At 68.8% G+C, this 25,885-nt stretch carries 24 protein-coding genes; 15 read left to right on the top strand and 9 right to left on the bottom strand.

What is annotated here, in order from left to right:
- Positions 1–13 precede the first annotated feature (13 nt).
- The 5 genes from E6C76_RS17235 to E6C76_RS17215 all read left to right on the top strand — a co-directional run bounded on the left by E6C76_RS17235 (position 14) and on the right by E6C76_RS17215 (position 3,344).
- The gene (locus E6C76_RS17235) at positions 14–634 is read left to right on the top strand and encodes a flavin prenyltransferase UbiX (protein WP_136349482.1); all 621 of its coding nucleotides are present in this window, start codon (positions 14–16) and stop codon (positions 632–634) included.
- A complete protein-coding gene (locus E6C76_RS17230) occupies positions 624–1,226 on the top strand; it encodes an LON peptidase substrate-binding domain-containing protein (protein ID WP_136349481.1) in 603 nt (200 codons plus the stop codon). The genes E6C76_RS17235 and E6C76_RS17230 overlap by 11 nt, the downstream gene beginning before the upstream one ends.
- Before the next feature lie 93 nt (positions 1,227–1,319).
- Entirely contained in the window at positions 1,320–2,030 is a 711-nt protein-coding gene (locus tag E6C76_RS17225) for an AzlC family ABC transporter permease (RefSeq protein ID WP_136349480.1), read from the top strand.
- Complete coding sequence (locus E6C76_RS17220) at positions 2,027–2,353, top strand: AzlD domain-containing protein (protein ID WP_136349479.1); 327 nt, start codon at positions 2,027–2,029, stop codon at positions 2,351–2,353. The genes E6C76_RS17225 and E6C76_RS17220 overlap by 4 nt, the downstream gene beginning before the upstream one ends.
- 79 nt (positions 2,354–2,432) lie before the next feature.
- Positions 2,433–3,344 (top strand): DUF4351 domain-containing protein, encoded by a 912-nt coding sequence (locus E6C76_RS17215; RefSeq protein WP_136349478.1) that lies wholly within the window; start codon positions 2,433–2,435, stop codon positions 3,342–3,344.
- Between the two features lie 60 nt (positions 3,345–3,404).
- Here the strand turns inward: E6C76_RS17215 and E6C76_RS17210 are convergent, their stop codons facing one another.
- The 4 genes from E6C76_RS17210 to E6C76_RS17195 all read right to left on the bottom strand — a co-directional run bounded on the left by E6C76_RS17210 (position 3,405) and on the right by E6C76_RS17195 (position 8,315).
- The gene (locus tag E6C76_RS17210; RefSeq protein WP_136349477.1) at positions 3,405–5,900 is read right to left on the bottom strand and encodes a TonB-dependent siderophore receptor; all 2,496 of its coding nucleotides are present in this window, start codon (positions 5,898–5,900) and stop codon (positions 3,405–3,407) included.
- Between the two features lie 128 nt (positions 5,901–6,028).
- A complete protein-coding gene (locus E6C76_RS17205; protein ID WP_136349476.1) occupies positions 6,029–7,036 on the bottom strand; it encodes a FecR domain-containing protein in 1,008 nt (335 codons plus the stop codon).
- Entirely contained in the window at positions 7,033–7,545 is a 513-nt protein-coding gene (locus E6C76_RS17200; RefSeq protein ID WP_136349475.1) for a sigma-70 family RNA polymerase sigma factor, read from the bottom strand. The genes E6C76_RS17205 and E6C76_RS17200 overlap by 4 nt, the downstream gene beginning before the upstream one ends.
- A 158-nt stretch (positions 7,546–7,703) precedes the next feature.
- The gene (locus tag E6C76_RS17195) at positions 7,704–8,315 is read right to left on the bottom strand and encodes a LysE family translocator (protein WP_136349474.1); all 612 of its coding nucleotides are present in this window, start codon (positions 8,313–8,315) and stop codon (positions 7,704–7,706) included.
- A 95-nt stretch (positions 8,316–8,410) separates the two neighbouring features.
- On the opposite strand from E6C76_RS17195, the gene E6C76_RS17190 reads away from it, so the two are divergent.
- Both E6C76_RS17190 and E6C76_RS17185 read left to right on the top strand, forming a co-directional pair.
- Positions 8,411–9,394: a GlxA family transcriptional regulator gene (locus tag E6C76_RS17190; protein WP_136349473.1), complete on the top strand. Its 984-nt coding sequence runs from the start codon at positions 8,411–8,413 to the stop codon at positions 9,392–9,394.
- Positions 9,395–9,598: 204 nt separating this feature from the next.
- Entirely contained in the window at positions 9,599–10,699 is a 1,101-nt protein-coding gene (locus E6C76_RS17185; protein WP_136349472.1) for an NAD(P)-dependent alcohol dehydrogenase, read from the top strand.
- Between the two features lie 52 nt (positions 10,700–10,751).
- Here E6C76_RS17185 and E6C76_RS17180 read toward each other — a convergent pair whose 3' ends face one another.
- The 5 genes from E6C76_RS17180 to E6C76_RS17160 form a co-directional block, all read right to left on the bottom strand.
- Positions 10,752–11,609 carry a hypothetical protein gene (locus tag E6C76_RS17180; RefSeq protein ID WP_136349471.1) on the bottom strand — a complete coding sequence of 286 codons (858 nt, stop codon included), beginning with the start codon at positions 11,607–11,609 and terminating at the stop codon, positions 10,752–10,754.
- Positions 11,610–11,651: 42 nt separating this feature from the next.
- On the bottom strand, positions 11,652–13,061 hold the full coding sequence (locus tag E6C76_RS17175) for a DHA2 family efflux MFS transporter permease subunit (RefSeq protein WP_136349470.1): 1,410 nt from the start codon (positions 13,059–13,061) through the stop codon (positions 11,652–11,654).
- A gap of 96 nt (positions 13,062–13,157) precedes the next feature.
- The gene (locus E6C76_RS17170; RefSeq protein ID WP_331000024.1) at positions 13,158–14,600 is read right to left on the bottom strand and encodes an efflux transporter outer membrane subunit; all 1,443 of its coding nucleotides are present in this window, start codon (positions 14,598–14,600) and stop codon (positions 13,158–13,160) included.
- Positions 14,597–17,719 (bottom strand): efflux RND transporter permease subunit, encoded by a 3,123-nt coding sequence (locus E6C76_RS17165; protein ID WP_136349469.1) that lies wholly within the window; start codon positions 17,717–17,719, stop codon positions 14,597–14,599. The genes E6C76_RS17170 and E6C76_RS17165 overlap by 4 nt, the downstream gene beginning before the upstream one ends.
- Positions 17,720–17,753: 34 nt before the next feature.
- Positions 17,754–18,899: an efflux RND transporter periplasmic adaptor subunit gene (locus E6C76_RS17160; protein ID WP_136349468.1), complete on the bottom strand. Its 1,146-nt coding sequence runs from the start codon at positions 18,897–18,899 to the stop codon at positions 17,754–17,756.
- A gap of 185 nt (positions 18,900–19,084) precedes the next feature.
- Here E6C76_RS17160 and E6C76_RS17155 point away from each other — a divergent pair, with 185 nt between their 5' ends.
- From E6C76_RS17155 to E6C76_RS17120, 8 genes are all read left to right on the top strand, one after another.
- Positions 19,085–19,654, top strand: a complete 570-nt coding sequence (locus E6C76_RS17155) for a TetR/AcrR family transcriptional regulator (protein WP_230976304.1) — start codon at positions 19,085–19,087, stop codon at positions 19,652–19,654.
- Between the two features lie 106 nt (positions 19,655–19,760).
- Complete coding sequence (gene frmR / locus E6C76_RS17150; protein WP_136349467.1) at positions 19,761–20,036, top strand: formaldehyde-responsive transcriptional repressor FrmR; 276 nt, start codon at positions 19,761–19,763, stop codon at positions 20,034–20,036.
- Between the two features lie 56 nt (positions 20,037–20,092).
- Positions 20,093–21,202: an S-(hydroxymethyl)glutathione dehydrogenase/class III alcohol dehydrogenase gene (locus E6C76_RS17145; protein WP_136349466.1), complete on the top strand. Its 1,110-nt coding sequence runs from the start codon at positions 20,093–20,095 to the stop codon at positions 21,200–21,202.
- A gap of 10 nt (positions 21,203–21,212) precedes the next feature.
- Positions 21,213–22,046, top strand: coding sequence for an S-formylglutathione hydrolase (gene fghA, locus E6C76_RS17140; protein WP_136349465.1), 834 nt, complete (start codon positions 21,213–21,215; stop codon positions 22,044–22,046).
- Between the two features lie 228 nt (positions 22,047–22,274).
- A complete protein-coding gene (locus tag E6C76_RS17135; protein WP_136349464.1) occupies positions 22,275–23,591 on the top strand; it encodes a rhodanese-like domain-containing protein in 1,317 nt (438 codons plus the stop codon).
- A 91-nt stretch (positions 23,592–23,682) separates the two neighbouring features.
- Positions 23,683–24,891, top strand: coding sequence for a YeeE/YedE family protein (locus tag E6C76_RS17130; RefSeq protein WP_136349463.1), 1,209 nt, complete (start codon positions 23,683–23,685; stop codon positions 24,889–24,891).
- A complete protein-coding gene (locus tag E6C76_RS17125; protein WP_136349462.1) occupies positions 24,888–25,070 on the top strand; it encodes a hypothetical protein in 183 nt (60 codons plus the stop codon). The genes E6C76_RS17130 and E6C76_RS17125 overlap by 4 nt, the downstream gene beginning before the upstream one ends.
- A gap of 12 nt (positions 25,071–25,082) precedes the next feature.
- Complete coding sequence (locus tag E6C76_RS17120; RefSeq protein ID WP_136349461.1) at positions 25,083–25,757, top strand: DUF6969 family protein; 675 nt, start codon at positions 25,083–25,085, stop codon at positions 25,755–25,757.
- Positions 25,758–25,885: the final 128 nt, after the last annotated feature.

Here is a 25,885-nt window from a genome sequence, read left to right as displayed (position 1 = left end):
CCCGCGCACACCCATGACCCAGACCATCGCCGTCGCCCTCACCGGCGCCTCCGGCATGCCCTACGGCCTGCGGCTCATCGACCGCCTGCTGGCCGGTGGCCACCGGGTGTGGCTGCTGTATTCGCAGGTGGCGCAGATCGTCGCCCGCCAGGAGATGGGCCTCGACCTGCCCTCCCGCCCGGCCGAGGTGCAGGCGGTGCTGCGCGAGCGTTTCCACGACGCCGACGGCCGCCTGCGCGTGTTCGGCCGCGAGGAATGGTTCGCCCCGCCGGCCTCCGGCTCCAATCCGCCGGACGCCATGGTAGTGTGCCCGTGCACCATGGGCACGCTGGCGGCGATCTCCGCCGGGCTGGCCGGCAGCCTGGTGGAACGCGCCGCCGACGTGGCCATCAAGGAAGGCCGCAAGCTGATCCTGGTGCCGCGCGAAACCCCCTTCTCCGCCATCCATCTGGAGAACATGCTGCGCCTGGCGCGCCTGGGCGTGGTCATCCTGCCGCCCAATCCGGGCTTCTACCACCACCCGCGCGGCATCGACGATCTGGTCGATTTCGTCGTCGCGCGCATCCTCGACCAGCTCGGCGTGCAGCACGACCTGGGGCCGCGCTGGGGGGAGGAGCCGCGCGATGACGGCTGAGACCGCCCGCCTGCCGCTGTTCCCGCTGGGCACCGTGCTGTTCCCCGAGGGCCGTCTGCCGCTGCGCGTGTTCGAGGCGCGCTACATGGACATGAGCGCGCGCTGCCTGCGCGAGCAGTCGGCCTTCGGCGTGTGCCTGATCGCCGCCGGCAAGGAAGTCGGCGAGCCCGCCGTGCCGCATCCGGTGGGCACCGAGGCCGTCATCGAGCACTGGGACATGGGCGAGCCGGGCGTGCTGTCCATCATCGCGCGCGGCCGCCGGCGCTTCCGCATCGAGGACCACGAGGTCGAGGCCGACGGCCTGCTCACCGCCACCGTGCGCTGGCTGGACGAACCGCCGCCGCAGGCGGTGCCCGACGCGCAGGCCGACATCCTGCCGCTGCTCGGTGCCATCGCCGGCGAGGTCGGCAACCCGCTGCCCGAACCGCTGCGCCTCGACGACGCCGCCTGGGTGGGCGCGCGCTACGCCGAGCTGCTGCCCATTCCGGCGCGCGCGCGCCAGGCCCTGCTGGAACTCGACGACGTGGTCAGCCGGCTGGAGATCATCCAGCAATACCTCCGCCAGCACGGCCTGCTCGGCGGACGCGGCTGAACGCCACGGGAGCATTTCCGCCGGCCGCCGGCACTGCTATCCTCCAAGGCTGGTCGCGGCCCCCGACGCGACACCCGCAGGATTCCCATCCCGATGTTCGACGATTCCTTCAAGCGCGGCGCCGCAGAAGGCTTCCGCGCCTTTTTGCCGTTGTCCGTGGGCCTGATCCCCTGGGCCGTGGTCACCGGCGTGGCCATGCGCTCCATCGGCCTGAGCCCGCTCGAAGCCATGGGCATGAACCTGCTGGTGTACGCCGGCACCGCCCAGCTCGGCACCCTGCCGCTGATCGCCGTGGGCGCGCCGCTGTGGCTGCTGGTGCTTACCGCGCTGGTGCTCAACCTGCGCTTCGTGATCTTCTCCGCCGCGCTCGCCCCGGCCTTCGCCGACGCCTCGCGCCCGCGCCGCGTGTTCTCCAGCTATCTGCTGGTGGATGGCGTGTTCGCCGTGCTCTCCGAGCGTCTGCTGCGCGCCGACGATGCGCGCTGGCGCTGGGGCTGTTTCCTGGCGCCGTCGCTGTGGTGCTGGCTGCTCTGGCAGATCTTCACCGCGGTCGGCGTGTTCGGCGCCGGCATCCTGCCGCGCGACTGGTCGCTGGAATTCATGGCCACCATCGCGCTGATGGTCATGCTGGTGCCGATGTGCGCCACCCGCCCGATGCTGGTCGCCGCGCTGGTCGGCGGTCTGGCCACGGTGTTCGCGCGCGGCCTGCCGCTCAAGCTCGGCATGATCGTCGGCATCCTGGCCGGCATCGCCGCGGGCTTCGCCGCCGAGCGCTGGCAAGGCAACAGCGGGAGGCCGGCATGAGCCAAGGCTTCTGGCTGTGGCTGACGCTGGCCGCCATCGGCAGCACCACCATCCTCACCCGCGGCAGCTTCATCATCCCCGGCGAACGCGCCCGCCTGCCGGCCCCCCTGCAGCGCGCGCTGCGCTACGCCCCGGCCGCCGCGCTGGCCGCGCTGGTGGCGCCGGACGTGCTGCTCGCCGACGGCGGGTTCGAACCCTTCAACCCCAAGCTGGCCGCCGCCATCGTGGTGATCCTGGCCTGCACCCGCTTCCGCAACCCCTGGCTGCCCTTCATCGGCGGCATGGCCGTGCTGCTGTTGCTGCGCAAGGGGCTGGGGCTGTAGGCAAGCGCCGCAGCATCGATGATATTGACATGATCCGGACGGCGAATGATGATTCCATCATCATTGCCGGAACCTCCACATGTCCGCCCCCGTCAGCCACGACCAGAACTTCAAGAACCTCATCCTCGACTACCCGCGCCAGGCGCTGGAATTCTTCGCCCCTGAAGAAGCGCGGGACCTCGACGACGCGGTGCTCATCACGCCCATCCGCCAGGAACAGCTGAAAAACCGCCTCGGCGACCGCTTCCACGAACTCGACGTGCCCCTGCTGGTGGAATGGCCCGACGGCCGCCGGGAAGCCCTGCTCTTCGTGCTGGAAGAAGAAAGCGATCCGGCGCGCTTTTCCATCCACCGGCTGGTGTCCTACACCGCCACGCTGGCTGAACTGTGCAAGACCGCGCGCGTGGTGCCGGTGGTCATCTTCCTGCGCGGCAGCCGGCGCATTCCCCGCTCGCTGGAACTGGGCAGCGAACGCCACGCCTACCTGCGCTTCGACTACCTCGCCTGCATTCTGGCCGACATCCCGGCCCACCCCCACATGAACAGCGGCAACCTCGTCGCCCGCCTCAACCTGCCCAACATGCACTGGCCCAGGGACAGGAAGATCGAGGTCTACGCCCAGGCCGTCCGCGGCCTGCTGACGCTTGAACCGGAAGTCGAAAAACGCCTCAAATACATGGACTTCGTCGACATCTACAGCGCCCTTGACGATAATGAACGGCGGCTGTACGCCGCACGCTACCCGCAGGAGAACCGGAAAATGGCTGGATTGACAGAACGCTTGCTTACCCAGGGCAGACAGCAGGGCATGCAACAGGGGATGCAGCAAGGCGAACTCGCCGTGCTCTCCCGCCAACTCGCCCGCCGCTTCGGTCCGCTCGATCCGGCCGTCACCGAACGCCTGCAAAAGGCCAGTTCCGCCGAACTGGAACACTGGGCCGACAACATCCTCGACGCCCGCACGCTGGACGACGTGTTCGGCGCGCACTGACGCCCCCGTTCTCCGGGGCGGTGCAATGCGGGCGGCCGCTAAGGCCGCCCGGCATGGCGCCTAGAAGCGGTACTTCGCCGTCAGCAGGAAGTTGCGCGGATCACCGAAGAAGTTGGCATCCGAGTATGAGCCAATGGTCGAATAGTATTCGCGGTCGAACAGGTTGTTGATATTCAGGCTCAGGTCCAGTTGCCTGGTGAGCGCGTAGCTGGCATGCAGCCCGACGATGGCATAGCCGCCCTGCTTCACGCCCCACGGGCTTGCGATATCGTCCTGCGCATGCAGCGAACCGCCCACCTTCCAGCGGCTCAGGTCGCCCGGCAGCCGATACGTGGTGGCGAGCTTGAACAGGTGGCGGGGGATGTTGGTCGCGTAGCGCTTGCCGATGCTGTGGCTGCCGATCGGATCGTAACCCGATGCCTCCGACAGGCGCTTGGCCGAGGCATAGGTGTAGCTGGCGGCCATCTGCCAGCCCGGCGCCAGTTCGCCGTTCAGCTCGAACTCGACGCCACGGCTGCGCACTTCGCCGGCCGAGCGATAGCAACTGGTCAACCCGGTCGCGCATTGGGACACGGGCAAACCATCCGGCAGGTTCTCCAGGTCGATCTGGAAGATCGCGGCGCTGGCGTTCAGGCGGCCGCCGAAGTACTCGCCCTTGATGCCGATCTCGTAGTTGCTGCCGGTCTGCGGGTCGAGCAGGCCGCCATTGGCTGTGTAATAACTCTGCGGATTGAAGATGCGCGTCCAGCTGGCATAGATCGAGTGCTGCGCGTTCAAATCGTAAACCGCGCCCAGATACGGCGTGAATTCATGGTCGATGTTGAAATCCGTCGCGCCATAGGCGTATCCGCCCCACTGCTGGGCAATCGTATGCTTGTACCAATCCAGGCGTGCCCCGGCGATCAGGGTCAGCGGATCGGACAGTTTGAAACGGCCAGACCCGTAGAGGCCGGTCTGCTCCCGTTCGTCGTCACGGGTCCATAGGCTCCAACTGCCGGTGATCGTCGGCTTGGGGACGGAACGCGGGTTCCAATTCAGCGGGTTGAAGCTTACCGAGGTGAAATCGGTCGGTGCGCCTTCGTCTTTCCAGGTGCTCTTGCGGTGACTGGCACCGATCGCCAATTCATGTGTGCGCCCCCACAGATTCACTGGACCGGATGCATAAGCGTCGATGCTGTACTGCTCGCGGTCATAGCGATAGGCGGTACTCCCGCCATACAGCGTGAAGGAAGGGTTGCCCGCGCTGTCCACGACGGTATCGCCGAGAAATGTACCGAGCATGTCCATGCGGCTATCCACCACGTTCACCGCAACCTTGGCCTTCCAGCCGTTGTCCAGCCGGTGTTCCAGATCGGCAAACACCGTTGTGCTTTTCTTGTCCCAGTAGGACCAGCTCGGACTCATGCGCGTGGAGCGGGAGATGGGCAGAAAGCTGCCGTCCGGCCAGGTGCCGATGCCGTTCCAGTCCGCGCCGGGGTTGTCCTCGTTGCTGTAGGAGAAGCCCAGCGTCGCGGTGGTGGCGGGGGTGAGATCGGCTTCGAGGATGCCGTACACCAGCGTGCGCTTGTTCGCGTAATCGTCGATGAAGGATTGCTTGTCCTGATAGCTGACCACGGCGCGGCCGCGCAGGGTGCCGGCCTCGTTGATCGGGCCGCCGACGTCGAGGGAGCCGAGGTAGTTGTCCCAGCTGCCGGCGCTGCCGGTCAGCGAGCCCTGGAATTCCCGGGTCGGACGCTTGCGCATCAGGTTGATCGAGCCGCCCGGCGTGCCCTCGCCCTCCATCAGCCCGGCCGCGCCGCGCATGACCTCGACGCGGTCGTACATCGACATGGCGCCGGTGGACAGCGCGGCCTCCTCGTACTGGATCGGAATGCCGTCGACCATCAGATTGTTGATCTGGAAGCCGCGCGAAGTGAAGCGATAGCGCTCGCCGCCCCATTTGGTCACGGTGAGGCCGGGCGTGGCCTGCACGACGTCGCTGAGCGAGGTCAGCCCCTGGTCCTCGATGCGCTGTGAAGTGATGACCGTGACCGACTGCGGCGTTTCGCGGATGGACAGCGGCAGCTTGGTGGCGGTACTCATGCTGCGGGTGGTGTAGCTGCCGGTGCCTTCCGTGGTGCCGCTGCGCTCGGCCTGGGCCGTCACCGTGACCGGCGCCAGCCTGGTGTCCGCCGCCGCCGGCAGGCGGCGCAAGCGGTAGCCGCCGCCTGCGCCGGGAACGGCCTCCAGCCGATGGACAGCGAGGATGGCGGCGAGGCCGGAGGCGGTGGTGTGCGTGCCGCGCAGTCCGCCACTGCGGATGCCCTGGGTGAGTTCGGGGTCGATGGCGATCATTACGCCGGCTTCGCGGCCGAAATGGCCGAGCACCTGGTCCAGGCTGCCGGCGGGAATGTCGTAGGCGCGGCTGGCCGAGGCCTGGGCGCCGCCGGCGGACCCGGCCGGTTGGGCCTGGGCCGGCGCCTGGATGGCGCCGCCGGCCAGGAGGGCGCCGCACAGCATCAGGCGGATCGTGCTGGCAAGCGGGCGGCGGACGGGGAACGGGTGAGCGTGCTGCATGCGGATTTTCCTTTCGCGGACAGGCGTTGAACGGAAGGCGCGCGGGCATTTGCGGCCTCTCTGTTCTGCTTGATGCGCGAGATGGAAAAAACTACCCCACCATCCGAAATTTTTTTGATGGGCGGCGCTCAGGTGCGCAGCCTGACGGTGACCCAGTAGCGGGTGAAATGCTCGATGCGGATCGGCAGCGTCTCGGCCAGCAACGCAAGCACTTCGTCCGGCGCGTGCAGCGGAAAGGCGCCGCTGACGCGCAGGTGGGCGACGGCGGGGTCGCAGCTCAGCCTGCCGGGGCGGTAGCGCTCGAGTTCGGCGATGAAGTCGGGCAGCGGCATGCGCTCGACGACCAGCATGCCATCGCGCCAGGCTTCCTGCCCGGCATGCAGGAGATGGGCAGGAACCGTACCCTGGGCGGTGAAGGCGCTTTGCTGGCCGGCATGCAGCCGCAGCGCGGCACCGTGCGCGGGGCGGATTTCGACGGTGCCATCGAACACGGCGACGGCAATGGGGCCGTCGCCCTGGTCCTGGCGGACGGAAAAGCGCGTGCCGACGGGCAGGACATCCCCATGCGCGGTGCTGACGAGGAAGGGGCGGCGCGCGGCGTCCGGCGCGGTTTCCACGAGGATTTCACCGCTGCGCAGACGGATCTGGCGCAGTTCGGCGCCGTAGCGCACGTCGATCGACGTGGCGGTGTTGAGCAGGATGCGGGTGCCGTCCGCCAGCGTGATCCAGCGCTGTTCGCCGGTGGCGGTACGGTGGTCGGCGCCGATGGCGTCGTGCAGGCGCAGTTCGTTGGCCAGCAGCACGCCGCCGCCGAGCAGGCCGAGGCCGGCAAAGCTCTTCAGCACGATGCGGCGTGCACCGCCTGCCGCGCTGCGCAGCAGGTAGCGGGCCAGCGGCGGCGCGACTTCGCCGCTGGCCGCGCGCATGCCCTGGCCGAGCGAGGCGATGCGCTGCCAGGCGCATTCATGGGTTTCGTCTGCCTGCCGCCAGGCCAGACAGGCCGCGCGCTGGGCGTCGTCGGCGCTGCCGGAGAGCAGGGCGACGTGCCAGGCGATGGCCTGTTCCACCACGGCGGGGTCGAGTGCCGGGATTCCATCCGGCTGCCGGCCGAGCAGGGATTCGGCGGGATGGTTCATGCGTCGTCGCCGTACACCGCGCTGTAGCAGTGCATGAGGGCCTTGGTCATGGCCTTTTGCACGGTACCGACGGAAACCTGCTGCAAGCGGGCGATTTCGCCATAGGTCAGGCCGTCGAGCTGCGACAGCAGGAAGATTTCGCGCGTGCGCGCCGGCAGGCCGGCCAACACGTTGCTGACGGCGGTGAGGGCCTCGACCACCAGTTGGCGGGTTTCGGGCGACGGGGCGGTGGCTTCCGGCTGGGCGGCGAGGGCCTCCAGGTAGGCGCGCTCCAGCGCCAGCCGGCGAAAGTACTGCGCCGTCAGCCGGCTGGCAACGGTGGTGAGAAAGGCGCGCGGCTCACGGATCGATACCGGTTCGCTGGCGGACAGGATGCGCAGGAAGGTGTCCTGCGCGATGTCGTGCGCGTTGTCCACATTGCCGAGCTTGCGGCGCAGCATGCCGACCAGCCAGCCGTGGTGCTGGATGTAGAGCGCGTCGATGCGGTCCGGCGGAGTGGAGGCGTCCATACCGTGGGGGTTCCTGTCGTGGCGGGTCGGGCTTGCCGGGCTGAAGTACGAAAACAGCACAACAAATGCGAACGCTTCTTATTTTATGGGAATGTGCAGCAACACGGCTAGCGCGGCGGCCATGCGGCCAGAACCTGCCTTCAATCCAGGCCCGCGCTCTAACGCGTGGCCGGCAGCGCGGCGCCGATCAGCACGAAGAGCGTCCCGCACACCCGGTTGAAGCGCTTGCCGCCGCGCTCCAGCCAGGGCCGGATGGCATGCGCCAGACGGGCGAGCACCACCTCCACGGCGAACTCCACCACCGCGAAGGTGGCCGCCATGATGACGAACTGCGGCAGCAGCGCGCGCTGCGCGTCGATGAACTGCGGCAGGAAGGCGCCGTAGAACAGCAATACCTTTGGATTGGACAACGCCGACAAAAGGCCCTGGCGGAACAGCACGCGGCCGCGCGGCCTGCCGCCGTGGCCCACCGGGGCCAGATGCATGGCCGGCGCGCGCCACAACTGCACGCCCAGCCACACCAGATAGGCGCCGCCCACCCACTTGAGCACCAGCAGGGCGTGCTGCGAGGTCTGCAGCAAGGCGCCCAGGCCGAACATCGACAGAGCGATCAGCACGGTGAAGCCGAGCACGCCGCCGACCACGGTGTACAGCGTGTGGCGGGTGCCGTAGAGCGCACCGTGGGTGAGCGCCAGCAGGCTGTTGGGGCCGGGCGTGAGCGCCAGGCCGATCGCTGCCAGGGTGTAAAGCAGCCAGACATGCAGCGCCATCATCGGTCTCCGGGAACAGGCGCCCAGTGTAGGGCGCGGCGTATGCTGCGCACGGTATGATCCGGACACAGATCGGTCTGATCCGGACATCCGCCATGCCCACCGAACCCATCGCCCCGGACCTGCGCTTCCTGCTGCTGCCGCTGCCGGAATTCGCCCTGCTGCCCTTCGGCGGTTTCCTCGACAAGCTGCGCTTCACCGCCGACGAGGAGGACTACAGCCGCCAGCGCTACTGCGCCTGGCGCATCCTCGGCATCGAAGCCGGCAGCGTGCGCGCGAGCAGCGGGGTGGCGGTGCACACCGACCTGGCCGCGGCCGATGCGCGTTGGGACGAGTACGACTACCTGGTGCTGTTCGGCGGGCGCAGCGCACGTGCCACCGAGGCCCTCGCGCCGCGCTACCGCCCCCTGCTGCGCCGCGCGCTGCGCCACGGCGTGAAGCTGGTGGCCATCGACAACGCCAGCTTCCTGCTGGCCGCCTGCGGGCTGCTGGACGGCCACAAGGTGGCCGTGCATTGGCGCCACGAGGCCGAATTCCGCGCCAGCCACCCACGCGTGGAAGTGATGAGCGAGCAGTTGTACTGCGTGGACGGCGCGCGCATCACCTGCGCAGGCGGCATGGCGGCCATCGATCTGGCGGTGGAACTGCTGGCCGGCGCCTGCGGGCGCACGCGCGCGCTGAAGGGCCTGCCCGACATGCTGGTGGACGAGGCGCGCGGCAGCGCCCACGCGCTGCGCTCGCTCGACGATGCCGCCGTCTCCGGCCGCCACGTCGGCCGCGCCATCGCGCTGATGCGCACGCTGCTGGGCACGCGCGCCACCTCCGACGAACTGGCCGCGCGCATCGGCGTCAGCCGCCGCCAGCTCGACCGCCTGTTCCTGCAGCGCCACGGCCGGACGGTACGCGCATATTGGACGGAGATGCGCATGCAGCACGCGCGCTGGCGGCTGCTCAACTCCGGCCACGCGCTGGCGCAGATCGCCGACGAGATCGGCCTGGCCGACACCAGCCAGCTGGCGCGCCAGTTCCGCAGACGCTTCGGGCAGTCGCCGGCACGCTTCCGCAAACAGCCCGGGTAGGCCGGAACCTTCCTCCCCCGGCCAGGCGGACACGCCGGCGAGACCGGAAGGCGGACATCCCGGCGCAGCCTGCCCAGCATGATTCATGCATTTCCCGTCGAACTTGCCGTCCCATGATCTGGCACAAGAACTCCGCCCTGCGATCCACTAGCATGGAACTGCCGCCCACCGTCGGCAATACCAATACAAGGAAGGAGAGCACTCATGGCAACAAGAATGAAGGCCGCCGTTTTCCTAGAACCCGGCCGTATCGAACTGACCGAGAAACCCATCCCAGACGTCGGCCCCAACGATGCGCTGGTGCGCATCACCACCACCACCATCTGCGGCACCGACGTCCACATCCTCAAGGGCGAATACCCGGTCGCCAAGGGCCTCACGGTCGGCCACGAACCGGTGGGGATCATTGAAAAGCTCGGCAGCGCGGTCACCGGCTATGAGGAAGGCCAGCGCGTCATCGCCGGCGCCATCTGCCCCAACTTCGGCTCCTACGCCGCGCAGGACGGCGCCCCGTCGCAGGACGGCAGCTACCTGATCCCCTCCGGGCGCTGCGGCTGCCACGGCTACAAGGCCACCGCCGGCTGGCGTTTCGGCAACCTGATCGACGGCACCCAGGCCGAGTACGTGCTGGTGCCGGACGCGCAGGCCAACCTGGCGCCGATTCCCGACGGCCTTACCGACGAACAGGTATTGATGTGCCCGGACATCATGTCCACCGGCTTCAAGGGCGCGGAAAACGCCAACATCCGCATCGGCGACACCGTGGTGGTTTTCGCCCAGGGGCCGATCGGCCTGTGCGCCACCGCCGGTGCGCGCCTGCTGGGGGCCACCACCATCATCGCCGTGGACGGCAACGACCACCGCCTGGGCATCGCGCAGAAGCTCGGCGCCGACATCAGCCTCAACTTCCGCAACTGCGACGTGGTGGACGAGGTGATGAAGCTCACCGGCGGGCGCGGTGCGGACTCGGCCATCGAGGCGCTCGGCACGCAGATCACCTTCGAACAGTCGCTGCGCTGCCTCAAGCCCGGCGGCACGCTGTCCAGCCTGGGGGTGTATTCGCAGGATCTGAAGATTCCGCTGGATGCCTTCGCCGCCGGCCTGGGCGATCACCGCATCAACACCGCGCTGTGCCCCGGCGGCAAGGAGCGCATGCGCCGCCTGATGAACGTGATCGCCGCAGAACGCCTGGACCTCGGCCTGCTGGTCACCCACCACTACAAGCTGGACGACATCGTCACGGCCTACGACCTGTTCGCCAATCAGCGCGACGGCGTGCTGAAGGTCGCCATCAAGCCGTTCTGAGCGCCCGGCCCGCGCGCCGGTCCGCCGGCGCGCCGGGTGGCGGCATCAGCGTTCAGCCATACAGGCCGCGCAGGCGCGCACGCACCGCGCCGGGGCCGAACTCCGCATCCACCTCGTCCTGGTTGTCGGCGGCCCAGGCCACCGCACGCTCGGCGTTGTCGATGCGGCGGTCGAGCAGATGGCCGTCGGCGGACAGCATCTCGGCAGCCTGGCCGAACGCGCGGGCCACGTTGTTCAGCGTGCCCAGCGCGCCCTCTCGGTCGGAAGCCAGCGCGGCGTCGAAGGCCGCTTCGTCCAGCACCAGTTGCCCGTCGGCGGTGAAGCGCACGCCCATGTCGGTCAGCCCCAGTTCGAAGCCGCCGTTGCCCGCGCCGTGGAAGATCGAGCCCACCTCGCGGCGCAGGGAGAAGCGCGCCACGCCGCCGGCCTGGTTGTCCTCCAGCAGCCCGCCGCGCTCGAAGTAGGGATCGAATTCGGCATCCCAGGCGTTGTAGCCGGCGATGAATTCGCGCAGCACGGCGCGGATCTCGTCGTCCGCGCTGTCCGTCTTCAGTTGCGCCATGGCCCCGCTGGCCGCGCCCAGTTCGGCCACGCGCTCGCGCAGTTGCGTGAGCACCTCCGCCTCGTCGCCGATCTCTTCCACGCGGGCGTTGTAGCGCTGCAGAAAGGCAGCGTTGCTCGCCTCAAGCTGCGAGAGCACGCTGTTCATCCGCGAGGACTCGCCGCCCAGCAGCGCGTCCACCGCGCTTCCGCTGCCGCCACCGGCGTTCAGGGTGCCGGATGCGCCGCGCGCCTGCAGCAGGATGTTGAGAAAATCGGTATTGCCCGCGCTGCCACCGGCGGCGCTCGCGCCGCTGCCGGTCAGCGTGGTCAGTGCATTCAGGCGGAACGCGGCGAGGTCGATGTTCATGGCGGACTCCACTTGGATGGACGCGGTTTTTCAGTCTAGCACTCAGGCGCCATCCGCGCGGCGCATCCGCAAGGCCGCCAGGAATGCGATGCCGAACACCACCGCGACCAGCACAAAGCCCTGGGCGAACGCGCCGGCCTCGTCCGCCGGCATCGCGGCCATGCGCCACTCGACGAATACCGCGCAGATCGCCACGCCCAGCACGCCGCCCAGTTGGCGCGCGTAGGTAATCACCGTGGACGACTGCCCCAACTGGTGCGGCGCCAGCCCGCGCAGGGCGGCCAGGTTGAGCGAGGGCAGGATCAGGCCGAGGCCGATGCGCCCGAGGATGGTGAAGGCGATCAGTTCGCCATGGGTGACGTCACCGCCATATACCGCCAGCAGCGCGAAGGACGCGCCGAACACCGCCAGCCCGCACTGCGCCACGCGCCGCGGCGGATAGCGGTCAGCCAGGCGGCCGGCCAGGGGCATGCACAGCGCCAGCGCGATGCCCGCCGGCAGCAGCGTCGCGCCGGCCTCGGTGGCTGAGTAGCCCAGCGCACTGAGCATGAACACCGGAATCAGGTAGGTGGAGGCGTACAGCCCGAAGCCGTAGGCGAAGGACACCACGTTGCCCATGGCGAACGCCCGGTCGGCGAACAGCCCCGGATGAATGATCGGCGCCGCCGCACGCCGGCTGTGCACCACGAAGCCGCCGAAGCCGAGCAGCGCCGCCGCCGCGGGCACCAGCGTCCACAAGCTGAACAGCCCGCTGTGGTGCAGGCCGGCAACGCTCTCGATGGCGCCCACGGTGGCCAGCGCCAGCAGGCTCACCCCGGTCCAGTCGAACGGCCTGGCGCTGCGCTCGCCGGCCACCGGCAGCAGGAACAGCGCCGCCACGCCGGCCACCAGGCAGAACGGCAGGTTGAGCCAGAAGATCGCCGGCCAGCCGAACAGGTCGAGCAGGATTCCGCCCAGCGCCGGCGCCACCGCCGGCGCCAGCACGATGCCGAAGCCCAGCACACCGCCCGCCCTGCCCTGCGCCTGCGGCGGAAACAGCCGCAGCACGGCCAGCGCGCCGAGCGGCTGCAGCAAACCCGCCGCCGCGCCCTGGATCACCCGCATCGCCACCAGGAAGCCGAAGGACGGCGACAGGCTGCCCGCCACGCTGGCCAGCGCGAGAACCAGGATGGCGCTCAGGAAGCAGGTACGGAAACCGAAGCGGTCCAGCAGCCAGGGCGTGGGCAGCATGGCCAGCGTCATCGCCCCCATGAAGCCGGTGATGGCCCACTGCACGCGCTCCTGCCCGAGGCCGAAATGCGCCATCAGCGCGGGAATCGCCACGTTGAAGCTGGTGGTCGACAGCACCGCGGCGATGGTGCCGAGTGCGACCACGGACAGCGCGATCCATTTGTAGCGTTCGCCGTAGCGTTCGATCAGTGCTGCACGGCTGGGGGACAACCTGGGTTTCACGGCGGGAGCGGATCCGGAGAACGAAGCCCCGACATTAGCCCGGCGAGGAGCTTGCCCACAACACCCCGTCGCGGCTGCCGCCGGATGATCTGCCTTTCACCGTCCGGCCACGCCCTCCGCCCGTTCCCAGCCGCCCCCCAGGGCGCTGAACAGCGTCGCCAGCGCGACTTGGCGCTGCGTGGCGACTTCGGCCAGGGCCATCTCGTTGGCGAGCGCGCTGCGCTGGGCATCCAGGTAGCGCAGATGGCTGTCCACACCGGCGCGGTAGCGCGCTTCCGCCAGGCGCAGCACTTCGGCGCTGGACGCCGCCAGCGTGCGGCGCGCGGCTTCCTCGCGGTACAGCGTCGCAGTGGCGTCCAGCGCGTCGGCCACCTCGCGGAAGGCCTGCTGCACGGTCTGCTCGTAGGCCGCCACGGCGATGTCTCTGCGGACCGCCGCCAGGTCCAGGTTGGCGCGGTTGCGCCCGCCGTCGAAGATCGGCAGGGTGATCTGCGGCGAGAACGACCAGGCGCGCTGGCCCGAACCGAACAGGTCGGACAGTTCCGCGCTGGCGCTGCCGAACAGGCCGGTCAGCGCGATGCGCGGGAAAAACACCGCGCGCGCCGCGCCGATGCTGGCATTGCGCCCGCGCAGCCGGTGTTCGGCGGCGAGGATGTCCGGGCGGCGGGCCAGCAGGTCCGAAGGCACGCCCGGGGCGATGTCCTGCACCAGCACGGTACGCGCATTCGTGCTCTCCGGCAGCGCCAGATCCGCCATGCCGACGAGCAGCCGCAGCGCGTTGCCGGCCTGGCGGAACTCGCGGTCCACGCGCTCCAGCTCGGCGCGGGCCTGTTCGGCCAGGCCGAGCGCTTCCTGATGATCCAGCGCGGTCGAGGCACCGGCCGCGCGGCGGCGCTCGATCAGCGCCAGCGAGGCCTCGCGCGATGCCAGCGTCTGCCGGATCAGGTGCAGCCGGCGCTGCGCGCCGTCGCGTACCAGATAGGCACGCACGACTTCCGCCATCAGGCTGATGCGTGCCGCCCGCGCGCCCTCCTCGGTGGCCAGATATTCCTGCAGCGCGGCCTGCGACAGATTGCGCACGCGGCCGAACAGATCCAGTTCGAAGGCGCTCAGCCCGATGCCGGCCTGCCACTGGCTGTGCACGGCGGATTCGCCGCTGCTACTCAGGTCGCCCGGCACGCGCTGGCGCGTGCCGCCGCCCTGCGCCTCCAGTCCCGGCACACGGTCGGCGCGCTGCACGCGGTACTGCGCGCGCGCCGCCTCGACGTCCAGCAGAGTCTGGCGCAGGTCGCGGTTGTTGGCCAGGGCCTGCACGACCAGTTCGCGCAGGCCCTCGTCGAGGATGAAATCCCGCCAGCCGGTTTCCGCCGTGGCGGCGCCCACCCGGTCGGCCGCCTGCTTCCACTGCGCGGGCAGGGCCGCTTCGGGTTGCTGGTAGACCGGCGCGAGCGAGCAGCCGGCCAGCAGGGTGGCGACTGTCAGCGCGGTGAGTGTCTTGCGGCCGCCCATGCATTCGCCTCCACCTTGTCTGCCGTTCATTCCGCCACCTCCGCATCCGCCGGTGCATCGGCGCGGGCGCGCCGCACGTGCGACATCACCCAGACGAAGAAGATCGGCACGAAGATCACCCCGAGCAGCGTAGCGCTCAGCATGCCGCCGATCACCCCGGTGCCGATGGCGCGCTGGCTGGCGCCGCCGGCACCGCTGGCGATGGCCAGCGGCACCACGCCGAGGATGAACGCCATCGAGGTCATGATGATCGGCCGGAAGCGCAGCCGCGCCGCCTCGATGGCCGCGTCCACCACGGGCCGCCCCTGCAGGTACAGGCTGCGGGCGAATTCGACGATCAGGATGGCGTTCTTCGCCGCCAGCCCGATGATGGTGATCAGGCCGACCTTGAAGTACACGTCGTTGGGCATGCCCAGCAGCGTCACCGCCAGTACCGCACCGAGCGCGCCGATCGGCACGATCAGCATCACCGCGGTGGGAATCGACCAGCTCTCGTACAGCGCCACCAGCAGCAGGAACACCACCAGGATGGCGACGCTGAACAGGAAGGGCGCCTGCGCCCCGGCCGCGCGCTCCTGGAAGGACAGCGCGGTCCACTCGTAGCCGATGCCCGGCGGCAGTTCGGCGATGATGCGCTCCAGCTCGGCCATCGCCTGGCCGGTGCTGTAGCCCGGCGCCGCATCGCCGGAAATCTTGAAGGCCGGATAGCCGTTGTAGCGCGAAATCTGCACCGCGCCGGTTTCCCAGCTCGCGCTGGCGAAGGCCGCCAGCGGCACCTGCTCGCCGCGCGCGTTGGGCACGTGCAGGCGCAGGATGCCCTCCGGCGTCATGCGCTCCGCCAAGTCGGCCTGCACCACCACGCGTTGCAGGCGCCCGGCGTTGGCGAAGTCGGCCGCCACCGAGGAGCCGAAGGCGGTGGACAGCGCCGCGCTGACGGTGCCGAAGCCCACGCCCTGCGCCTCGGCCTTTTCGCGGTCGATGTGGAGGCGCAGCTGCGGTGCGTCTTCCAGGCCCTCCATCATCGCGTAGGCGATCACCGGCGAGGTGTTGGCGCGGTACAGCAGCTGGTTGCGCGCTTCGACCAGCGCCGCGCGGCCCAGGCCGCCACGGTCCTGCAGGCGCAGCGCGAAGCCGCCGGCATTGCCCAGGCCTTCGATCGGCGGCGGGTTCACCGCCATCAGTTGCGCGTCGGTGAAATCGGCGAAATGCGCGCCGAAGGCCGCCACCTCGTCGTTCACGGACTGCTCGCGCACCGACCAGTCGGTCAGCATCGGGAACGAGATGGCCGCGTTCTGTCCCGTGCCGGAGAAGCTCCACCCCAGCACCAGCGTGTTGGCTGAGGTGACGTCGCGCTTGAGCAGATAGTCTTCCAGCGCCTCGGCCACCTTCTCGGTGCGCGCATACGCGGCCCCCGGCGGCAGTTGCACGTCGACGATGTAATACCCCTGATCCTCGGCCGGCACGAAGGATTCCGGCAGGCGCAGGTAGAAGAACGCGAGCACCGCCACGATGCCGGCGTAGATCAGCATGTAGCGCCCGGTGCGCCGCACCAGGCGCGCGCTCAGCCATTCGAAGCGCGCCGTGAGCGTGGCGAAGCCGCGGTTGAACCAGCCGAAGAAGCCCTTCTTCTGCTCGTGATGCCCCTGCGGGATGGGCTTGAGCAGGGTCGCGCACAGCGCCGGGGTGAAGGTCAGCGCGAGGAAGCCGGAAAACAGGATGGACACCGCCAGCGACAGCGAGAACTGCTGGTAGATCACCCCCACCGAGCCGCTCATGAACGCCAGCGGCAGGAACACCGCCGACAGCACCAGCGTGATTCCCACGATGGCGCCCGACACCTGGCCCATGGCCTTGATGGTGGCCTCGCGCGGCGGCAGGCCCTCCTCGGTCATGATGCGCTCGACGTTCTCCACCACCACGATGGCGTCGTCGACCAGGATGCCGATGGCCAGCACCATGCCGAACATGGTCATCATGTTCACCGAGAAACCCAGTGCGTACATCATCGCCAGCGTGCCGGCCAGGCACACCGGCACCACGATGGTCGGAATCAGCGTGTAGCGCAGGTTCTGCAGGAACAGCAGCATCACCAGGACGACCAGCACCACGGCCTCGATCAGGGTCATCACCACCTTGTCGATGGCCACCTCGACGAAGCGCGAGGTGTCGTAGGGCACCGAATGCTCGATGTCGTCCGGGAAACCGGCGGACAGTTCCTCCAGGCGGGCACGCACGGCCTCCGCGGTCTGCAGCGCGTTGGCGCCGGGGCTCAGTTGCACCGCGGCGCCGACGGCCTTGCGGCCGCCGTCACGGATGTCGAACTGGAAGTCCTGCCGGCCGATCTCCATGCGCGCGACGTCCGCCAGGGTGACCGCCGAGCCGTCCGGATTGGCGCGCAGCACGATGCGGCCGAATTCCTCCGGCGTCTCCAGCATGCCCTTGACGGCGATGGTGGCGGTCAGCTCCTGCTGCGCGCCGCCGGGACGGCTGCCGAAGCTGCCGGCCGGCACCTGCACGTTCTGCGCGGCGATGGCGGCATTCACGTCGTCCACCGACAGGCCGTAGCCGACCAGCTTCTGCGGATCGAGCCACACCCGCATGGCCGCCTCCGCGCCGAAGAACAGCACCTTGCCGACGCCGGGCACGCGGCGGATCTCGTTGTTGACGTTGCGCGCGGCGAAATCGGCCAGGCCGACCACGTCGGCATCGCCGCTCTTGTAGCGCAGCGTGTAGATCAACAGGAAGCCCGCGCTGGCCTGCTCCACCTGCAGGCCCTGCTGCATCACTGCCTGCGGCAGGCGCGCCTCGGCCTTCTTGATGCGGTTCTGCACATCCACCTGCGCCAGGTCCGGATCGGTGCCCGGCGCGAAGGTGACGACGATCTCGCCGGTGCCGGCCGAACTGCTGGAGGATTCGTAGTACAGCATCCCCTTGGCACCGTTCAGTTCCTCCTCGATCACGCTGGTGACCGAATCGACCACGGTGGTCGCGGAAGCGCCCGGGTAGGTGGCGTTGATGGAAATCTGCGGCGGCGCCACCACCGGATACTGGGACACCGGCAGCGACGGAATCGCCAGCAGGCCGGCGAAGGTGATGAAAATGGCGATCACCCACGCGAAGTTTGGGCGGTCGATGAAAAACCTGGACATGTCGTGGTCCTCGGGAATGCGCCGGCCAGCCGGCTCAGCGCGGTTCGCCGCCGGCGGCCGGCGTGACGATGCGTACGGGCTCGCCCGCGCCGGCGCTGCCGCCGACGATCACCCGCTCCCCCGCCGCCAGCCCTGCGCGGATCTGCCATTCGGTGCCGGCCATCGCGCCGGTGTGCACCGGGCGCTCCTCGGCCACGCCGTCCGCGCCCACCACCAGCACGCTCGCGCTGCCGTCGGCCGCGCGCCGCACCGCGCGCTGCGGCACCACGACGGCCTGCGGGTCCAGGCCCTGGGCGATGCGCACGCGCACGTACAGGCCGGGCAGCAGCAGGCCGTCCGCGTTCGGCACCTCGCCGCGCAGCGACACCTGCCCGGTGGCGCGGTCCACCGTCACGTCGGAGAACAGCAGCCGGCCCTCGCGCGGGCGGCTGGCGCCTTCCACGCTCACGCTGATCGGCACGGCGCCGTCCGTGCGCGCCAGACGGCCCTCTTCCAGCGCCTCGCGCAGACGCAGCAGATCAGCCGCGGGCTGCTTGAAGTCCACATACACGGGGTCGAGCTGCTGGATGACTGCCAGCGGCGTGGCCTCGTTCTGCCCCACCAGTGCCCCCTCGGTCACCAGCGCACGGCCGATGCGCCCGGAAATCGGTGCGCGCACGCTGGCGTATTCCAGATTCAGCTGCGCCGTCTCCACCTCGGCCTGCGCGGACTGCCGCGCCGCCTGCGCGCTCTGCAGGGCGGCCTGCGCCGCATCGAAATCCTGCGGACTGACGGCTTCGATCTCCACCAGCGGCGCATACCGCCGCACCACCGACTGGGCGTCGAGCAGCGCCGCCTCGGCCTTCGCCAGTTCGCCGCGCGCCCGCGACAGCTCCGCCTTGAAGCGGGCCGGATCGATCTGGAACAGCAACTGGCCTGCCTTGACGTCCGCGCCTTCCTCGAAGCTGCGGCTCAGCACGATCCCGGGCACGCGGGCACGCACCTCGGCCACGCGCACCGGCTCGACGCGTCCGGGCAGCTCGCTGGTCAGCGCCAGTTCACGCGACTGCGCGGCCACCACCTCCACGGCCTTCGCCATCTCGGCCGGCGGCGGCGCATCCCCGCCCCGCCCGCAGCCCGTCAGCAGAACCGCCAGAACCAGCGCGGATGGCGGCAGCCACCCCATTTGCAGACCTTTCATCATCGACACCCGTGCGTGTGAATTTTTGGCAAGACAGCGATGCTACCATGAAGCATCTTTTGAATCTATTTAGATTCATTTTGAACCAAAATGCTAAAATAGCACCACCCGGGTAGCAAACGGGTGGTTAGGGAAAATCGAATCCAGTACGATTCGCCGACCCCATTCCGGACATGGATAAAGCAATGTCGATGACGAGCACGCCGCCCACCACCGATGCCGAAGACCGCCGCATCCTGGTCGCGCTGGCGCTGGCACTGGTGGAACAGCCCAGGGCTTCGCTGCAGGAGCTTTCCCGCGCCATCGGCATCAGCAAGGCCACGCTCTACCGCTTCTGCCGCACCCGGCAGGCATTGATCGACCGGCTCGCGACGCACAGCGGGCAAGTGCTCGACGAAGTCATCACCTCCGCCCGGCTGGACAGCGCCCCGCCGCTGGACGCGCTGCGGCAGTTGATCGCCAGCCACCTGGAACACCGCGAGCTGACCGTGTTCCTGATGTACTACTGGAAGGACGCCTCCACCGACATCTGCGCGCACTGCGAGTGGGACAAGGCGCTCGACGCCTTCTTCCTGCGCGGGCAGCAGGCCGGCGTGTTCCGCATCGACATCAGCGCGCCCGGGCTCACCGAGATCTTCATCAGCACCCTGATCGGCCTGTTCGACGCCGAACGCCGGGGCCGCGTCGCCCGCGTCGGACTGGCCGCGCTGATCGAAAGCGCCTTCCTCGACGGCACCCGGACGCAGAAACCATAGGCAGTCCCGCAGGGCGGGGGAGCGGGCCCAACACGCCCGCGCCAGAGGATTGACGGGCCGCACACCCGCCTTGATACTATACCCCAGTATTGGACAGGAGCCTGCCGTGCCCCACAGCCCGGAAGAGAAGAAGCGCGTACTCACCCGCGTGCGCCGCATCCGCGGCCAGGCCGAGGCGCTGGAACGTGCGCTGGAGGCCGGCGCCGACTGCGCCCCGGTATTGCAGCAGATCGCCGCCATCCGTGGCGCGGTCAATGGGCTGATGTCCGAGGTCATGGAAGCCCACCTGCGCGAAACCTTCGGCCAGCCGGCCACGTCCGACACAGACCGGCAGGCGCGCATCGCAGAGATGACCGGCCTGCTGCGTTCCTACCTCAAATGACCCGCGCGGCCACGCAGCCGCGCCCCGCCCCGACAAAGAGAAAAGGAGTCGAGACCATGAAATCCCGCGCCGCCGTCGCCTTCGCCCCCGGAGAACCGCTGCAGATCGTCGAGATCGACGTTGCCCCGCCCAAGGCGGGCGAAGTGCTGGTGAAGATCACCCACACCGGCGTCTGCCACACCGATGCCTTCACCCTCTCCGGCGACGACCCGGAAGGCCTGTTCCCCGCCGTGCTGGGCCACGAGGGCGCCGGCATCGTGGTGGAAGTGGGCGAAGGCGTGACCAGCGTGCAGCCGGGCGACCACGTCATCCCTCTGTACACCGCCGAATGCGGCGAATGCCTGTTTTGCAAGTCCGGCAAGACCAACCTGTGCGTCTCGGTGCGTGCCACCCAGGGCAAGGGCGTGATGCCGGACGGCACCACGCGCTTCTCCTACAACGGCCAGCCCATCTACCACTACATGGGCTGCTCCACCTTCAGCGAATACACCGTGGTGGCCGAGGTGTCGCTAGCCAAGGTCAACCCGCAGGCCAACCCCGAACACGTCTGTCTGCTGGGCTGCGGCGTGACCACCGGCATCGGCGCGGTGCACAACACCGCCAAGGTGCAGGAAGGCGATTCGGTGGCCGTGTTCGGCCTCGGCGGCATCGGCCTGGCGGTGATCCAGGGCGCGCGCCAGGCCAAGGCCGGGCGCATCATCGCCATCGACACCAACCCGTCCAAGTTCGAACTGGCCAGGCAGTTCGGCGCCACCGACTGCGTGAATCCCAAGGATCACGACAAGCCCATCCAGCAGGTCATCGTGGACATGACGGGCTGGGGCGTGGACCACAGCTTCGAGTGCATCGGCAACGTCAACGTGATGCGCGCGGCGCTGGAATGCGCGCACCGGGGCTGGGGCCAGAGCGTGATCATCGGCGTGGCCGGCGCGGGGCAGGAAATCTCCACGCGGCCGTTCCAGCTGGTCACCGGGCGCACCTGGAAGGGCACCGCCTTCGGCGGCGTGAAGGGCCGCACGCAGTTGCCGGGCATGGTGGAAGACGCCATGCAGGGCAAGATCGAACTGGCCCCCTTCGTCACCCACACCATGCCGCTGGACGACATCAACACCGCCTTCGAGCTGATGCACGAGGGCAAGTCCATCCGCTCGGTGGTGCATTACTGAGGAGACGGGGATGGAACGCATTGAACACCGCGCCTGCTTCGGTGGCTGGCAGGACGTGTACCGGCACGAATCGAAGGTGCTGGGCTGCGCGATGAACTTCGCCGTGTACCTGCCGCCGCAGGCGGAAAAGGAAAGGCTGCCGGTGCTGTACTGGCTGTCCGGCCTGACCTGCACCGAGCAGAACTTCATCACCAAGGCCGGCGCGCAGCGCTACGCCGCCGAGCACGGCATCCTCCTCGTCGTGCCCGACACCAGCCCGCGCGGCGACGAGGTGGCCGATGCCGAAGGCTACGACCTGGGCAAGGGCGCAGGCTTCTACCTCAACGCCACGCAGGAACCCTGGGCCAGGCACTACCGCATGTACGACTACATCGTGGAAGAACTGCCGGCGCTGGTCGAGGCGAACTTTCCGGCCACCGCCGCGCGCGCCATCAGCGGCCATTCCATGGGCGGACACGGCGCGCTCACCATCGCCCTGAAGAACCCGGGGCGCTACCGCAGCGTCTCGGCATTCTCGCCCATCGTCGCGCCCACACAGGTGCCCTGGGGCGAAAAGGCGTTCACCGCCTATCTGGGCGAGGACCGCGCAAGCTGGAAGGCCTGGGACGCCACCGAACTGGTGAAATCGGCCCCGGAGAAGCTGCCGCTGCTGATCGACCAGGGCGAGGGCGACGAATTCCTCGCAAGCCAGTTGCGCCCGCAACTGCTGCAGGCTGCCGCCGAGGCCGCCGGACATCCGCTGCAACTGCGCCTGCGCCCCGGCTACGACCACAGCTACTACTTCATCGCCAGCTTCATCGGCGAGCACGTCGCGCATCACGCCCGGGCGCTGCGTGGCGCCTGAAACACGCAGTGGCCCGACCGCCCCCGGCAAGCGCCGGGGGCACGCCGCTTGCCGGGGCATCCAGTTGAAATATGTCCAACGGAAAAATACAACGAAAGTGATATAGATATCGGTAATTCGTCGTTTGATATGACCGCCCCAGGTCTTACATTTTCGCCCTTGGAAGCATGTCCGGCATGCCGCCGCATCCCCTGCCCGGACCGTCCATCACAATAAAAGGAAGCGAAAATGTCCCCGAGATTCCCCCTGAAGAAATCCCTGCGCTCCGTCCTGCTCGCCGTGAGCCTGCCGGCCCTGGCGGCCACCGCTCATACCGGCGCCGCCGTGGCCGCCACCCCCGCCGCGGCGCAAGCCGCGCAGCAGGGCAACATCATCATCTCCGCCGATCAGGCGAAGAAGCTGGCCGCCTCCGGCGCCAAGATCATCGACCTGCGCCCCGCCAAGGATTACGCCGCCGGCCACATCCCCGGCGCCATCAATCTGCCGTGGATCAAGTTCAACCAGCGCGAAGTGGACGGCGTGCGCAACGAGTTCGCCAGCGACGAGGTGATCGAGCGCGAACTCGCCGCCGCTGGCCTGAGCTATGACGACACCCTGGTGATCTACGAGAACAGCGCGCTGCCCGGCCGCGCCTACGTGGTGTTCGACTACGCCGGCTTCAAGAAGGTGCACGTGCTCGACGGCGGTGTCGGCGCGTGGAAGGAAAAGCTCTCCACCGAAGCCGTCACCCCGCAGCCAAGCGCCTTCAAGTTGAGCCAGAAGAAGGAAATCCGCGTCGACAAGAAATTCGTCGAAGGCAAGGTGGGCAAGGCCGACGTGACCATCATCGACGGCCGCGACGAGGAAGCCTATCTGGACGGCCACATCCCGGGCGCGAAGAGCCTGCCGGCGCCGAAGCTGCTGACCGCCGAGCGCACGCTCAAGCCGCAGTCCGCACTGGCCCAGGTGCTCGCCGACAAGCAGATCAACCCGGACGACGAAATCGTTTCCTACTGCGGCAGCGGCGTCTACGCGGCCAACAACTACCTGGCGCTGCGCAACCTGGGCTACCGGAACGTGGCCTTCTACGACGCCAGCTGGGACGAATGGAGCCGCGACCCGAAGGCCGGCCAGTCCATCGCCTACGACAACTACACCTTCAACGTCGCGGGCGGCGCCTCGGCGCAGACCACTGCGGATGGCATTCCCGTCGGCGGCAAGAGCGGCGTGCCGCAGTTCATCGACATCAACGAGTTGAAGAAGGCCTCCGACGACAAGAAGAGCGTGATCATCGACGTGCGCGCGCCGGCCGACTACGACTGGGGCCACATCCCCAACTCGGTGAACGTATTCTGGGACACCACGCTGAACGCCGACCGCACGCTGAAATCCACCGCCGAGCTGGACAAGCTCTACAAGGCCGCGGGTGTGACGCCGGACAAGCGCGTGATCATCTACGCGCGCGGCGGCTACCAGCTGACCCACACCTACACGACCCTCAGCCTGCTCGGCTACAAGAACATCGACTTCTTCACCGGCAAGTTCGAGGGCTGGAAGAGCAAGTAAGGGATACTGCAACGGACCCTCCCCGGGCCCTCTCTGAACCTTTCCCACGCTCACCCCGCGCATCCGTGCGCGGGGTGAGCGTCATTCGCACATGAGCACCCGCATTTCCACTTCCCCTCCGGCTGCCGCCGACCATTACCTCGTCACCTTCGTCGGCGGCTTCATCCTGCTCGCCGCGCTGGGCATCGGCCTGGCGATCGACGCCCGGCAGGCCTTTCTGTTCCTGCTCGGCGGCGCTTTCGGGCTGACCCTGTTCCACGCTTCCTTCGGTTTCACCGGCGGCTGGCGGCGCTTCGTGCAGGAGCGGCGCGGACGTTCCCTGCGCGCACAGATGCTGATGGTCGCGGCGGCCGCACTCCTGTTCATTCCGCTGCTGGCCAGCGACATCAGCCCCTGGGGGCGTCCGCTGGCGGGCGCGTTCGCGCCGGTGGGCACCTCGGTGGTGGTCGGTGCCTTCCTGTTCGGGCTGGGCATGCAGCTGGGCGGCGGCTGCGCGTCCGGCACGCTGTTCACCGTCGGCGGCGGGCAGGCGCGCATGCTGGTCGTGCTGGCCTTTTTCATCCTCGGCTCGCTGGTCGGCACCGCCCATCTGCCGTGGTGGCTGACGCAGCCCTCGCTGTCCTCCATCAACCTGAGCAAGAGCTTCGGCTGGGTGCCGGCGCTGGCGCTCACCCTGGGCGGCCTGGGCCTCGTCGCGCTGCTGAGCATCTGGGTGGAGAAGCGCGCCCACGGCATGCTGGAAGCACGCAGCACGCCTTTCCCGCTCACCCTGCGGGCCTGGCTGTTCGGCCCCTGGTCGCTCACCGCCGCCGCGCTGATCCTGGCGGGGCTCAATGCGGTCACCCTGTTCTCCGCCGGGCATCCGTGGTCGGTCACCTACGCCTTCGGCCTGTGGGGCGCCAAGATCGCCCAGGCGGCCGGCGTCGCGGTGGGCGAGTGGACCTTCTGGAGCTGGCCGATGCAGGAGCGCGCACTGAACGCCAGCGTGCTGGCGGACGTCACCTCGGTGATGAACTTCGGCGTGATCCTCGGCGCCGCGCTGGCCGCCGGACTGGCGGGGAAATTCGCCCAGGGCAGCGCAAAACTGACGCTGGCCCCGGTGGTGGCCGCCATCCTCGGCGGCCTGCTGATGGGCTACGGCGCGCGCCTGTCGTTCGGCTGCAACATCGGCGCGCTGTTCGGCGGCATCGCCTCGGGCAGCGTGCATGGCTGGGTATGGTTCGCCCTGGCCTTTCTCGGCAGCATCGTGGGCATGCGGTTGCGCCCCTTCTTCGGCCTGGACGGACACAAGCCAACATGAAATCCCGCAACACGCTCCTGTTCGGCTCCGCCCTGCTGGCCGCCACGGTCGCGGTGATCGCCGACCACCAGGCGAACGCCCCCGCCGAAATCCCCGAGGCCGCGCGCGCCAGCGCGCCATCGTCGGAATCCGCCAGCCAGGACGACGACGAGGGCTACGCGCCCTGCGGCGCCATCTAGCGGACCCCACCCATGGACGAAACGCCTCCGCCCGACACCTTCGCCGAGCGCCTGCAAGCCGCCCGCGAAGCGCTGTTCTGCGAACACGTGCTGGCCAAGTCCGCCAGCAACGTGCTGCTGACCACGCTCGGCCACGGCGAGGCCGTCGAGGGCTGGGCGCATTACCCGCCGGACGACGTGTTCGATCCGGAAAGCGGCTCGCTGTGGTACTACCACTGCCACCTGCCGGCCCGCGACGAGCGCGAGCACGGGCACTTCCACTGCTTCGTCCGCCCCGCGGGCAAGGGCGGCCCCATCCATCATCTGGCGGGCATCAGCGTGGATGCCGCCGGCAGGGCCTACCGGCTGTTCACCGTGAATCAGTGGATGGCCGGCGACGATTTCATCGAGCCCGAACGCGCCGGCGAACTGCTCGGCCGCTTCGACGTGCAGTTGGACCGCCCCTCCTACCTGGTCAACCGCTGGGTCTCGGCGATCCTGCGCCTGTACGAGGCGGACATCCGCGCGCTGCTCCAGACGCGCGCCGAAACCCTGGCGCGCCATGCCCGGGAACACGGCAAGACCCTGGCGGAGGTATTGGACGACCGCAGGCTGAAAGTCACCTCGGAAGCCCTCATCGACCTGCGCGACACCGCACGCACGCTCGAACGGCAAACCCCTGCCGACGGCGGCGCACCACGGCCATAAGCCCGTCCGCACGCCTCATCCGGCAACCGCGACAGCCCGCTCCTGCCCGGCAACTGCCCAGTTGTCGCTTGTTGTTGTCACGTTCGTATGAAACCATGCGGGGCGCCCGGGGTCTTTGGCCCCCGGCG

The sequence above is a fragment of the Pseudothauera nasutitermitis genome (assembly GCF_004801295.1).
GTDB classification, from domain to species: domain Bacteria; phylum Pseudomonadota; class Gammaproteobacteria; order Burkholderiales; family Rhodocyclaceae; genus Pseudothauera; species Pseudothauera nasutitermitis.
Note: the sequence above shows the minus strand (reverse complement) of the source record. Positions and strands in the feature narration are given on the sequence as shown.